This window comes from Haloprofundus marisrubri (assembly GCF_001469955.1).
GTDB lineage: Archaea > Halobacteriota > Halobacteria > Halobacteriales > Haloferacaceae > Haloprofundus > Haloprofundus marisrubri.
In genome coordinates this window covers 1-12,804 of sequence record NZ_LOPU01000031.1, presented here as the reverse complement: position 1 = coordinate 12,804, position 12,804 = coordinate 1, and the positions used below count along the sequence as shown (strand labels likewise).

Annotated in this window: 12 protein-coding genes; 9 read left to right on the top strand and 3 right to left on the bottom strand. The window is 63.1% G+C overall.

Annotated elements, in window-relative coordinates:
- Nucleotides 1-10 precede the first annotated feature (10 nt).
- Nucleotides 11-193 carry a hypothetical protein gene (locus AUR64_RS20610; protein ID WP_155120635.1) on the bottom strand — a complete coding sequence of 61 codons (183 nt, stop codon included), beginning with the start codon at nt 191-193 and terminating at the stop codon, nt 11-13.
- Between the two features lie 159 nt (nt 194-352).
- On the opposite strand from AUR64_RS20610, the gene tbsP reads away from it, so the two are divergent.
- The gene (tbsP, locus tag AUR64_RS16220) at nt 353-1,171 is read left to right on the top strand and encodes a transcriptional regulator TbsP (RefSeq protein WP_058583017.1); all 819 of its coding nucleotides are present in this window, start codon (nt 353-355) and stop codon (nt 1,169-1,171) included.
- A gap of 207 nt (nt 1,172-1,378) precedes the next feature.
- Nucleotides 1,379-3,100 (top strand): YcaO-like family protein, encoded by a 1,722-nt coding sequence (locus AUR64_RS16215; RefSeq protein ID WP_058583016.1) that lies wholly within the window; start codon nt 1,379-1,381, stop codon nt 3,098-3,100.
- A 36-nt stretch (nt 3,101-3,136) separates the two neighbouring features.
- Here AUR64_RS16215 and AUR64_RS16210 read toward each other — a convergent pair whose 3' ends face one another.
- Nucleotides 3,137-4,198 carry a mechanosensitive ion channel family protein gene (locus AUR64_RS16210; RefSeq protein ID WP_058583015.1) on the bottom strand — a complete coding sequence of 354 codons (1,062 nt, stop codon included), beginning with the start codon at nt 4,196-4,198 and terminating at the stop codon, nt 3,137-3,139.
- A 146-nt stretch (nt 4,199-4,344) separates the two neighbouring features.
- Between AUR64_RS16210 and AUR64_RS16205 the strand changes: the two genes are divergently transcribed.
- Together AUR64_RS16205 and trmB are read left to right on the top strand one after the other, a co-directional pair.
- The gene (locus tag AUR64_RS16205; protein WP_058583014.1) at nt 4,345-5,082 is read left to right on the top strand and encodes a proteasome assembly chaperone family protein; all 738 of its coding nucleotides are present in this window, start codon (nt 4,345-4,347) and stop codon (nt 5,080-5,082) included.
- 171 nt (nt 5,083-5,253) lie between these two features.
- Entirely contained in the window at nt 5,254-6,345 is a 1,092-nt protein-coding gene (trmB, locus tag AUR64_RS16200; RefSeq protein WP_058583013.1) for an HTH-type sugar sensing transcriptional regulator TrmB, read from the top strand.
- Between the two features lie 16 nt (nt 6,346-6,361).
- Here the strand turns inward: trmB and AUR64_RS16195 are convergent, their stop codons facing one another.
- A complete protein-coding gene (locus AUR64_RS16195) occupies nt 6,362-7,309 on the bottom strand; it encodes a hypothetical protein (protein ID WP_058583012.1) in 948 nt (315 codons plus the stop codon).
- A gap of 119 nt (nt 7,310-7,428) precedes the next feature.
- Here AUR64_RS16195 and AUR64_RS16190 point away from each other — a divergent pair, with 119 nt between their 5' ends.
- From AUR64_RS16190 to AUR64_RS16170, 5 genes are all read left to right on the top strand, one after another.
- Nucleotides 7,429-8,415, top strand: a complete 987-nt coding sequence (locus tag AUR64_RS16190; protein ID WP_058583011.1) for an aldo/keto reductase — start codon at nt 7,429-7,431, stop codon at nt 8,413-8,415.
- A gap of 180 nt (nt 8,416-8,595) precedes the next feature.
- The gene (locus tag AUR64_RS16185; RefSeq protein WP_082230827.1) at nt 8,596-10,131 is read left to right on the top strand and encodes a substrate-binding domain-containing protein; all 1,536 of its coding nucleotides are present in this window, start codon (nt 8,596-8,598) and stop codon (nt 10,129-10,131) included.
- Nucleotides 10,132-10,240: 109 nt separating this feature from the next.
- Entirely contained in the window at nt 10,241-11,185 is a 945-nt protein-coding gene (locus tag AUR64_RS16180; protein WP_058583010.1) for a carbohydrate ABC transporter permease, read from the top strand.
- The gene (locus AUR64_RS16175; RefSeq protein WP_058583009.1) at nt 11,185-12,168 is read left to right on the top strand and encodes a carbohydrate ABC transporter permease; all 984 of its coding nucleotides are present in this window, start codon (nt 11,185-11,187) and stop codon (nt 12,166-12,168) included. The genes AUR64_RS16180 and AUR64_RS16175 overlap by 1 nt, the downstream gene beginning before the upstream one ends.
- A 4-nt stretch (nt 12,169-12,172) precedes the next feature.
- Nucleotides 12,173-12,804 (top strand): ABC transporter ATP-binding protein (locus tag AUR64_RS16170; protein ID WP_155120634.1); only part of this gene is annotated, 632 nt, incomplete at its 3' end.

Genomic DNA, 12,804 nt, shown 5'->3' with positions numbered 1-12,804 from the left:
CCGAACGACTCTACGGGCCGGCGGTAGCACTGTGGCCTCCGGACGGCTCTAACACCAACTCCGCGCCGACCGTTCCCTGTGTCGCTACTCCTGCGACGAGCGCAACACAGGCGACGAGGGCACGCGGGTGCCGGGCGAGAAACACGATAGCGGACGAACCAGTGTACCGACGCTCAGAACGCTCCCCTGACATATCAAATATCTCATGTGCCTTGGTGATAGTTAACAGTTACGAAAAATGTAAATTCTATGACATTACACACGACTAAAACCGTTCTGACGACCCGAGCGAATCCAACTGAAAGGTAGCGTTAATATTAAATAATCGCCTGTCGTTTATCACCACAGAAATATGGCCTCGAATTTACTCGAAGAACAAATAGAGGATATTCTCCGTGCCGCACTCGAAGACGCAGACGACGACCTGTTCGTCGTCGACCCGTCCGCGGAGGCGGTCGAAGAACTCATCGCCGTCGCCACCGCCGTCGACACCGACCTCCCGACCGTTCGGATGGTCGCCGACGAAGGTATCCTGAAAGACGTGATGGGTGACTTCATCGTCGCCAGCAACGCCGCCGACCTCATCGACGCGGGCGTCCTGTCGATGCGCACCACCGACGAGGAGATAGACAACGCGCTGCTCGTCACTAGCGACGCCGTGATGGCGCTCGTCACCGCGAACGACCGCGTCGCCGCACTGACCACCGAGGACGCCGAGTTCGTCGACGCGGCGCTCGACACGTACGAGACACTGTGGGAGGAGTCGCCCGACTTCAAACTCCGCACGCCCCCGATTTCGCGAGTTCGAGACACGCTCGGAACCGAAATCAGCGACCAGGCCGAATCTGACTTCGACGCCGTACTCGCGTCGCTGGAGACCGCCCGCGGTGACGGCGACGGCCTCGACGAAGTGACTATCAGTCTGCTCATCGCCGCGAAGAACGACGTGCTGCTGTACGACATCTCGAAGTGGGGCGAAGACGTCGGCATCGCCTCGAAAGCGACGTTCTCGCGCACGAAGACGAAACTCGAAGACATGGGCCTCATCGACACCGAGAAAGTCCCCATCGACGTCGGCCGCCCGCGTCTCCGTCTGAAACTCGGCGACGACCGACTCCGCGGCGCGAACGGCGACGAACTCGCCAGCGTTGCGATGAGCATGCTCAACTAAACCACTTTTTAGCGAGGTCCTCACGCCGCTTTGCGGTGCTCGAACCCCGCGAAAATCTGTACCAAAAAGCCGCGCACTCGGCCTCACGGCCTCGCACGCGGTACTGTGGCTTGCATCGACAGCGGCCGTACCGCATCCACGCCGTCCACTCACGAATCCGTCTCGCCGAACGACGCCTTTTCTTTCCGCTGTTGCATTTAGCGACGCATGCACGTCGGTCTCGTCGGGTCAGGTCCCGCCGCGGAGTCGCTCCGCGCAGCGTTCGCGGACATCGACGCACAGGTTTCGGAGACGACCACGGACGCCCTCTCGAAGTTCGACTTCGCCGCCGTCGTCGCACCCGCCGGTAGCGACGCGTTCGCACGGGCGAACGACCGCTGCGAGCGCTGGGTCGCCGTCGAAGTCGGCGGCGTCGGTGGTCATCCGCTCGCCTCGCTCGACGCCTCCGTGTCTCTCTTCGACGCCGACTCGGGCTGTTTTCACTGCCTCCGCGCCCGCGTCGCCTCGAATCTCGACGACGACGCCGCCGAGAGACCACGCGGTGACAGAGCCGCGGTCCGCCTCGCGGGTGCCGTCGCCGGTCGTCGCGCCGTTTCACTGCTCTCGGGCGACGACATCGCCGGGACAGTCGTCGAAGTTCCCGGCCCCGAACGGGAGTTCCATCCTGCACCCGGATGCGACTGCGCCGACTCCCGCGACCGAACGCTCTCGCTTGCGTACCGCGACGCCGACGTAGACGACTCCTTGGCCCGTGCCGAGCGCGCACTCGACGACCGAGTCGGACTCGTGCGCAGCGTTGGCGAACGCGAGTCGTTTCCAGTTCCATATTACTTCGCTCAGACGGCGGATACGACCGTCTTCTCTGACGCGCGGGCCGCCGAGTTCGCCGCGGGCGTCGACGCCGACTGGAATCCCGCGTTCATGAAAGCGCTCGGCGAGGCGCTGGAGCGTTACTGTGCGGGCGTTTATCGGAACAGTGAGTTCGTCACCGCCTCCGAGACCAACCGCGCGAATCCGGTGTCGCCGCGGCGGTTCGTCCGTCCCGACGGCTGGGAGACGGTGAGCAGAGACGAGTCGATTCCATGGGTCGAGGGCGTCGACCTCGGTTCCGAGGAGCGCGTCTCGCTGCCTGCGGAGTTCGTCCAGTTCCCGCCACCGAACGAGCGACACAAACCGGCCATCACCACAGGGTTGGGACTCGGCAACTCGACGGCCGAAGCCTGTCTGTCGGGCCTGTACGAGGTACTCGAACGCGACGCGACGATGCTGGCGTGGTACTCGACGTTCGACCCGCTGGAACTCGTCGTCGACGACGACGGGTTCGAGACGTTGGTCGGCCGCGCACGCGCGGAATCGCTGTCGGTGACGCCGCTGCTCGTGACGCAGGATATCGACGTGCCCGTCGTCGCCGCCGCGGTCCACAGAGAGGGCGGCGACGGTGACGAGGCGGAGAGTTGGCCACGCTTCGCCGTCGGGTCGGGTGCAGACTTGGATGCGGCGGCGGCCGCTCGCTCGGCACTGGCGGAGGCGCTGCAGAACTGGACCGAACTCCGGGCGATGGGTCCGGAGCGAGCGGCCGGTGAGAGCGGCGCTATCGGCGAGTATGCCGACTTCCCGAGAGCGGCGAGACGGTTCGTCGACGCGAGTGGACGAGTCCGCGCCGACGACGTTGGTACGGCGGAGTTGTCGGGAGTCGAAGAACTCGAAACGGTCGTCTCACGCGCGTCGACCGCCGGTGTCGACACGTACGCCGCTCGTGTCACGACGCCGGACGTGGCGAAACTGGGATTCGAGGCGGTCAGAGTCGTCGCCCCGGAGGCGCAACCGCTTTTCACGGGCGAGACGTTCTTCGGCGACCGAGCGCGGAACGTCCCGGCTGACCTCGGCTTCGACCCCCGACTGGACGCGCCGTTTCATCCGTATCCGTAGCGAGCGGGTCGGAGAACACTAAGTAGCCGGCCGAACTCAGGTGTTCGGCCCGGAGGGGTCATCGGGGTTCGAGAGGCGTTCGCCGTCGCCGGGCAACGACCGCCACCGTCCACTGTCGACGTTGACGTTCGCGGTGCCGCTGGTCTCGTCGAAGACGAGATGCTGGTGTGGGTACGCGAACTTCAGCGTCGCGTCGGACTCCTCGAACAGGGTCTTGATTCGCGTTTGGACCTTCGAGCGGACGGTGAGCATCTTGTAGGGCTGTTTCGCCCAGTATCGCAGCGTGAGCACGATGCCGTGGTCGCCGTAGCTGTCGAGATAACAGGTCGGCTTCGCCGGGTAGCGGGCGCTGCCGATACGGATGGCGGGACCGCCTTCGATGACGTCCTCACAGTTCTGTGCGGCGCGTTCGATGAGTCGTCGCGCGGTTTCGATGTCGGACTCGTAGGTGACGAGTATGTTGAGGGTGAGTCGCGTCCGCTTGTCTTCGGCGGAGTAGTTCACCACGTCGCGTTCGCGGACCGAGGAGTTCGGCAGCACCAAGAACGTATTGTCGAGTGTGAACATCTTGGTGTAGCGAATCGTAATCTCTTCGACGAACCCGCGCTCTCCGGTGTCGAGTTCTATCATGTCGCCGATTTCGTACGGCTGATCGGCGAGGATGAACAGCCCGTTGATGACGCTGCCGATGATGGGCGCGAGCACGATACCGACCACCGCCGAGAACACCGTCCCGAAGACGACGATGTCGGGGAGCGTAGCTCCGTACGCTCCGAGCGAGACGAACGCCGACATGAGGATGACGACGATTCGGACACCCGACAACACCATCTGAGCGACGCTCTGCCGGGCGAACCGCTTGGCGACGGGACGGCCGAGCAGTCGGACGACGAGTTTCGAGAGGTAGACGCCCGCCAACAGGATGAGGACGGCGAGGACGAACCGCCAGCCGGGAAGCTGTTGTACCCACTCGGGAGCGAGACTCGCAAGGAACTCGCCGAACCCCTGGGCGGTGTTGTCGGTGCTCTCGGGGGTGGTCGTCGTGGTCGTCTGTTGGAGAACCACCTGGAGGACCGTCGATACTCGACCCGCTATCATTGAACAACGTGACTCAGGCAACGTGAAAAAACGTTCTCCTCCGGCGAACACGCGAACGTCCCGCAGTCCCACAGCCACTCGCCTGCGGCCGACGACTCGCTCGCGGGCGGCTAACCGCTAAATCCTCGCTCGACGGACTCTGTTGTATGTCCGCTCCCCAGCCGTCGTTGGACTTCCACGTCTCGCACGAAACCGACCCCAGCGAAACGCTTCTCGCCGGCTTTTCGACGTTCGGCCTTGCCGGACTGACCGCCGTCGATTATCTGGTCGACCACCTCGACCTGCAGGAGACGGGCCACATCGTCGCTGAGGGTCTCCCGGCAATTACACCGTTCGAGAACGGCCGACCAAGACACCACACGCGACTGTTTTCGCGGGCCGACCTCGATTTGACCGTACTCGTCAGCGAACTGTTCGTCCCGGCGACGGCGGGCAAGACGTTCTCGGACGCGATTCTCGACTGGACGGAGGCCGCAGACGTTGAGGAAGTCGCCATTCTCTCTGGTGTGCCGGTGCCGCACGGTCCCGAACAACACCGAACGTTCTACATCGCCACCGACGACTACCGCGAGTCCAGACTCGGAGAGTCCGACGTGCCCGCGATGGGCAACGGCTTTCTCGACGGGACGAACGCCGCGTTCGTCGAACGAGGACTCTCCTCGCCGCTCGGCGTCTGCGTCTACGTCACACCCGTCCACGCGCAAGTTCCCGACGTAGAGGCCGCACTCAGACTGCTCGACGCCGTCGACGACGTGTACGACCTCGGCATCGACATCGGCCCGCTCGAAGCGTTCGCCGAACGCGTCCGGCAGTACTACGGCGAACTGGCCGAGCGCATCGACACCCGCGAGAGCGACACCGCAGAGGACCGAATGTACATGTGAACGAGGACGCGACCCGCTCGCCTGCGACGTGCTAGCGGGACGACATCCGGACCAGAACGTTGATGAGTGGCTGTCTGGAACGTCTAAGCACCCGCAGACAACCTCGTTTCGGAACTGCGTGCTACTCGTCTTATAGTAAATCACTTACGTGCGGAGCGTGGCCAAACTATCATGGTCGATGACCTTCGACTGACGATGGAGCGCGTCGGCGAGCGCTTCAACCTCGGCGAGTACGAAATCGACGCGTATCTCGCCGTCTTAGAACACGGACAGTTGACCGCGAGCGAAATCGCCGACCGAACCGACATCCCGCAACCGCGGGTGTACGACACGGTTCGGAGCCTCGCCGACCGGGGGTTGGTCGAACTCCGGGAGTCGCGGCCGATGAAAATCGTCGCCGTCGACCCCGAGAACGCGTTCGGCAACTTCCGCGACTCGTTCTCCGAGATGGTCGAGGAACTCGGCGCGCGGTACACCGCTCCTGCACGCGAGACGGAGGCGGTGTCGCTCGTCAAATCGCGGTCAACCATTCTCCGGTACATCGAGGAGATTATCGACTCCGCGGAGTTCGAACTCGTACTCTCGCTCACGCCGGACCTCCTCCAGCGATTCCACGACGACCTCGTCGAGGCGACCGACGCCGGCGTCAGCATCGACCTTCTCGTCACGCCGGCGTCTGAAGCGCCCGACCCCGCCGAGTTCGACTATATGGACGTCTGCACCACCGCACGCACCCGTCGCGGCATCACGACGCCCGTGTTGGCCGTCGCCGACGGCGAGTACTCCATCTACGCGACCCAAGACGCCCTCCGCGACGACCGGGACCGCTACGGCGTCATCTTCAACCGCTCGGCGCTCGGGTTTCTGGTTTCGGGCTTTTTCGGCACCGTCCTCTGGACGACCGCAGACACCGTCGCCGCCGACGGCAAGGACCGTCCGTTTCCCCGGCGCTACGCCTCCATCCGCCGCGCCGTGAAGGATATCCGTGACCTCGACGGTGACTTTTACGCCACCGTCGAGGGCCGCGACATCGAGACGGGCGACCCCGTCGTCGTCGAAGGCCGGGTCGTCGACCTCGCGTTCGAGGACACCGAAGAAGTCGCGTCGCTCATCGTCGAAACCGACGACGGCCCGGTCCACGTCGGCGGGTTGGTCGCGGCGCTCGAAGACATCGAAGGCCAAGACATCCGCATCGGCCGCGAGGAACCGCCGGGCCGCGCCGACCGCCTCCGCGACGGCGCGCAACAACAGACGGACGACTGAGTTTCCTCCTCTTCGTTCAGAACTCGTACAGCAGTTCGTCGCACGACTCGCAGGCGAGTACCTCGATATCCGGCGAGTCGTACACGCCCATCGTCCCGCCGCAGCAGTTTCTCACCGTCGTCTCGACGACGCCCCCGCCACAGACGGGACACTCCGGCAGGAACATCCGGAGCGGATTCGCCGCCTGCGCGGCCACGCCATCGTCGACGTCGTGGGAGCGAAGCGCTCGCACGGCGCTCGTCTCCGCAATCGCTACCGATTCGGTGAGCCACGTCTTCGCCCCGTCGGCGTCGAGGACGACCCAGTCGTCGTCGAGGGTCCACGTCGCCTTCGCGGGCATCGCGTCGGCGGCCGCCGCGGCGAGCGTCTCCCGGTCGGCCTCGCGCAGTCCGGTCATCTCGTCGGTCCACTCGTCGACGAACGCGTCGGTGAGGTACAGTTCGCCGTTCTCGGTGAAGACGCCCGCCGCTGCGAGTTCTCTAACGAGAACGTCGCCGTCGATATCGTCGTCGGTCAGCGCGTCGGAGCGGCGCGTCTCGGCGTTCTCGGAGTCTTCGGAGTCCTCGGTGTCCTCCGAGGAACCGGAGTCGTCGCCGCCTTCCGTGTCGTTCTCGACGTTCTCGGCGTTCTTGTCGCTCCTCGTGTTCGATGCCGAGTCCGTGCGGTCGTCGACACCGACGTCGCTCAGACTGCCGCTCTCCTCGCCGACGGCGTACGTCGGGCCGAAGTCGACGGGGAGACGCGCGACGAGTTTCGGCGCGAACGTCGGCGTGAACGGAACCGCGTAGCCGCGGAGATAGACGAGGCCGACGCCGACAGCGCCGACGAGAAGCGAAATGCCGTAGGAAAACGGAGCGAGAAGCAGGCAGACGACAGCGATAACGGCCGCGTTAACCACAGTACACGGCCAGCATCGTCGTTCACCGGTGTACTCGGGACGGCGAACGGTGTCGAACAGTGACATGCCCGAGAGTGGTTGCCGCGATGACTTGAGGGTTCTGCCGTGTTCACCTATTCCACGGCGACGTCTCCGTGATTCATCGGCGCCTCCACACTTTTGCCGTCCGTGGTCGAAGGTGACGTATGACGGAGATGGAGTACACGAAACTCGGAACGGCGGGACTGGACGTCTCTCGGTTCTGTCTCGGCTGTATGAACTTCGGGTCGGGCGCGGAGTGGATGATGAACGACGAGGAGGCGAGTATCGAACTCATCCACCGGGCGCTGGACCTCGGCATCAACTTTCTCGACACCGCAAACGTCTACTCGCACGGCGAGAGCGAGGAGATTGTCGGGAAGGCAATCGAGGGACGCAACCGCGACGAACTCGTCGTCGCAACCAAAGTGTTCGGCGAGATGGGCGACTACCCGAACGGGCAGGGACTCTCCCGAAAACACATCTTGGACCAAGCGGAGGCGAGTCTCGAACGCTTGGGAACCGACTACATCGACCTCTACCAGATTCACCGCTGGGACGACGAGACGCCCATCGAGGAGACGCTCTCCGCGCTGAATCACCTCGTCGAAACGGGGAAAGTACGGTACATCGGCGCGAGTACGATGACAGCTTATCAGTTCACGAAGGCGCTGTACAAAAGCGACATCGAGGAGTACGAGCGCTTTACCTGCATGCAACCGGAGTACAACGCGGTGGACCGCCACGAGGAAGCCAATCTGCTCCCGGTCTGTGAGGGTGAGGGCGTCGGCGTTATACCGTGGTCGCCGCTAGCAGGTGGGTTCCTGACCGGCAAGTACGAACGCGACGGTGACGTCGAAGAAGGCCTCCGCGCCGACACCGACGAATACACACAAGAGCGGTTCACCGACGAGAACTGGACGGTGCTCGACGAGATTCGTGCTATTGCCGACGAGAAGGGGACGTCGCCGGTGCAGGTGTCGCTTTCGTGGTTGCTACACAAACCCGTCGTCACCGCGCCAATAATCGGCCCGCGGAGCATCGACCACCTCGAACAGAGCGTCGAGGCGCTCGACGTGCGTCTCACGGACACGGAAATGGAGCGAATCGAGTCACCGAAGACACCTCACTGGCCGGTTGCACACAAAAACTGAACCGCAGCCTAACGCTCAGAATACCGAGATTGACGCGGTAGGTGTTTCGTTAACAACAGCTAAAACGACAGACAGCGGCCTCGTACGCCGCGATATCCACGTGACAGTTAATTCACTACAACAGAGGTAGTAACTGTGCCGAAGCTATAAATAAGTCCTCTGCCAAGAAGACAAACTGTAATGGTCGATGCTGACTCACGTGACCAGTCGAAGCGACGAAGTGGTGTCTCCCGACGACGATTCGTGCAGGCTGCCGGTGCATCCGGCGTCGCACTGGGTCTTGCCGGGTGTATCCAGAGCCAAGACGGTGGAAACGGCGGCGGAGGTGGAAACGGCAGTGGCGGCAACGGCAGCGCCGAACAACTCGACCCGAGTTCGGTAAGCAACGACGTCACCGTCCAGTGGGCGGCGGACTCGCGTGTCGCCGACAACTCCGACCAAGTCGTCCAGATTCTCCGAGACGCGGGTCTGCCGGAGAACATCTCCATCGACATCCTCGGTGGCTCACAGGTAACCGACGACCGTCAGAACCAGTATCAGACGTGGCTCAACTCCGGTCAGGAAGAGCCGACGCTTCTGATGACGGACAGCGGGTGGACGATTCCGTTCATCGTCCGCGAGCAACTCCAGAACCTCGGGCAGTCGCTGCCGAGCGAGATGGTCTCGCAGGTGGAGGACAACTACTTCGGGGCCAGCGTGGACACTGCGAAGGACCCCGACTCCGGGGACCTGTACGCGATTCCGCTGTTCCCCGATTTCCCGACGATTCAGTACCGAAAGGACCTCGTCACCCAAGCCGGCTACGACCCCGAAGGCCAGAACTGGGCGACGGAGTCGATGACGTGGCAAGAGTTCAACAACATGATTGCCGACGTCGTCTCCCAGAGCGACGACGTCGAAATGGGCTTCAACTTCCAGGCGGCGGCCTACGAGGGCCTGTCGTGCTGTGACTTCAACGAGTTCATCACCGGCTGGGGAGGGGCGTACTTCGGCGACCACGACAACCTGTTCGGACCGGTCGGCGACCGACCCATCACGGTCAACGAGGAGCCGATTCTCCAGTCCATCCGCATGATTCGGACGTTCATCCACGGACAGGACGACGAGCACTCCTTGGAGGGCTACCAGAAGATTTCGCCCGAAGCAGTGCTGCAGTGGCAGGAGGACCCCTCGAAAGCGCCGTTCGACAACGGCAACGCCGTTGCGCTGCGTAACTGGCCGTACTCCATCGTCGAGAACGGCGCAGAGGAGAACTACGGCGAGAACCTCGGCGTGATGCCGATTCCGTACGCCGTGACGCCCGACGAAGCCCAGTACGAAGGCACCGGCGGCCCGTCCGCCGCGCTCGGTGGCTGGCACATCTCGATGAACCCGAACTCCAGCAGCGAGCAGAAGAACGCTGCCGCGGCCGTCATCCAAGCGATGATGACCGACGAGTTCAACCTCCGGATGTTCGAGATTCTCGGGTGGATTCCGCCGAAGCCGGAACTGCTCAACTCCGACCGTGCGGCGGAGGTCCCCGTTATCGGTCGATACCTCGAACAGCTGCGTGTCGCCGGTGAGAACGCCGTCCCGCGTCCCGTGACGGCTGTCTGGCCGCGCGAGTCCCAGCAAATCTACCAGGAAGTCAACTCGACGTACGCTCAGCAGAAGTCGCCGGAAGACGCCATGTCGAGCCTCGAATCCAGCCTCGAGCAAATCGAACAGAACGCCTAAGGGACTTCCCCCCAGTTTATACTTGTTACCAATGGCCACAGAACAGGAATCACAGGGGACTGTAGGCGACAGGTCTCGGTCGGGACCGTACGTCAGCACAGTCCGCTGGATGGAAAACCTGAGCGAGACGGCATACGCCTACTTGTTGCTCGCACCGGCACTGCTGTTGCTGCTGGTGATAGCGGTGTATCCGCTCGTCACGACGTTCGGGATGTCGCTTTTCGCGGACGCACTGTCGGGGGCGTCCAACCTCGGAGAGTTCGTCGGCATCCAGAACTACGTAGAACTGCTCACTAACCAGAAGACGTACGCGCTCCCGTCGGCGTTCATGCCGACGGCGCTGACACCGAACGGTATCTTTGCAAGTGCGCTCGGCGTGACCCTCGTGTTCACCGTCGTGAGCGTCTTCTTCGAGACTATCGTCGGCTTCGGACAGGCGCTCGTGCTCGACCAGGACTTCCGTGGTCGGCGCTGGGTTCGCGTCGCTATCATCATCCCGTGGGCGGTGCCCATCGTCATTCAGGGGATGATCTTCTACCTGCTGTTCCAACCGGGAATCGGCTTCCTCATCGGAACCAGTCAGAACCCGACGCTGCTCAACCAGTTGACGTGGATTGGCACGACGCCGCTTGCGAACACGGTGGACGCGACGACCATCATCATCGTCGCCGACATTTGGAAGACCTCGGCGTTCATGGCGCTGCTCATCCTCGCCGGTCTGCAGAGTATCGACCGCTCGCTGTACGACGTCGCCCGGGTCGCCGGTGCGTCGAAGTGGCAGCAGTTCAAGATGATTACGATGCCGCTCATCCTGCCGACGGTGCTGGTCGCCATGCTGTTCCGCACCATCGCGGCGATGCGCGTCTACGGTATCATCGAGACGACGGCGGCCTGTACGACGGTGCCGTCGCTGTCGTGTCTCGTCGTCACGAGCTTCAACCAACGCGCGTACGGGACCGCGGCGTCCGTCGCGTTCATCACAGCCGCCATCATCGGCATCGCGGTGTCCGTCTACATCGTGAAGTTCGCCGACGCTGAAGGAGGTGGATTCTGATGGGAAGCGAACCACAGACCGGCGACTCGACGACCATCGGCACGGGTGGCGACCGCGAACTGAAGCGCGGGCCGTTCAGCCGATGGGTCAGCAGTTCGATTAAGAACCCCGAGCGGACGTACCGCGGGCTGTTCTACATCGTGACCGCGTTCTTCCTGCTTACGACGCTGTTCCCGTTCTACTGGCTGCTCGTGCTGTCGCTGACGCCGCCACGGGCGCTGCAGAACGTCGGCCTCTACCCGCCGGGTGGGACGCTGAACGTCGAGTCGTTCATCGTCGTGTTCCAACGGGTGCCGTTCCACATCTTCATGTTCAACAGCTTCGTGCTCGGCATCCTCACGACGGTCATCGTGCTGGTGCTGGCGAGTCTCGCAGGCTACGTCTTCGGTCGTCTCCGGTTCCCCGGACGCGGACCGTTGATGCTCGCCATTCTCGCCATCTCGTACTTCCCACCGGCGGCGTTCCTGCTGCCGCTGTACGACCTGTTTACGGGGAACGTGGCCATTCCCATTCCCCTCACCGGTCTCGCCGTCGGCTTCCCGGAACTGTACAACACGCCGGGGGCGATGGTGCTACCGTTCAGCGCGCTGTTCATGCCGCTGTCCATCTTCATCCTCACGACCTTCTACGGACAGATTCCCGACGGGTTGGAGGACGCCGCTCGCGTCGAAGGGACGACGCGACTCGGCGCACTGTTCCGCGTCATCATCCCGCTGTCGGCACCCGGCGTGGCGACCGCAGGCGTGCTCACGTTCATCAGCGTCTACAACGAGTTCTTCTTCTCGTTCCTGATGAACAACGGCGAACCCGGCAGTTGGGCCCCGCTCGTCGCGGGTATCATCGGCTTGCAGGGACAGTACGACACGCCATACCACCTGATGGCGGCAGCGAGTATTATCGGCGTGCTACCGATGGCCATTCTGGTCATGGTCGCACAGGAGAAAATCGTCAGCGGCCTCACGTCCGGGGCACTCAAGGAGTAAGACAATGGGAGACGTAAAACTCGAACACGTAACGAAACGATACGACGACGTAACGGCAGTCGACGACATGAACGTACACATCCGAGACGGGGAGTTCGTCTGCCTCGTCGGTCCGTCGGGATGTGGCAAGTCGACGACGATGGAGATGATTGCAGGTCTCACTATCCCGACGGAGGGGACCATTCACATCGGCGGCCGCGAGGTGACGAAACTGCCGCCGAAAGACCGTGGGGTAGCGATGGTGTTCCAGAACATCGCGCTGTTCCCGCACATGAACGTCTACGACAACATCAGCTTCGGCCTCCGTCTCCGCGACTACGAGAAGGAGGAAATCGACCGGCGCGTCGACCGCGCCTCCGACATCGTCCAACTGGAGGGAATGCTCGAACGCATGCCCGACGAGATGTCCGGCGGCCAGCGCCAGCGCGTCGCTATCGCCCGCGCTATCGTCCGGAACCCCGACGTGTTCCTGATGGACGAACCGCTGGCGAACCTCGACGCGAAACTACGCGTCCACATGCGGACCGAACTGCAGCGTCTGCACAAGGAACTGGACACGACCATCATCTACGTCACTCACGACCAGGCGGAGGCGATGACGATGTCCGACCGTATCGCCGTTATCGACAGCGGGCA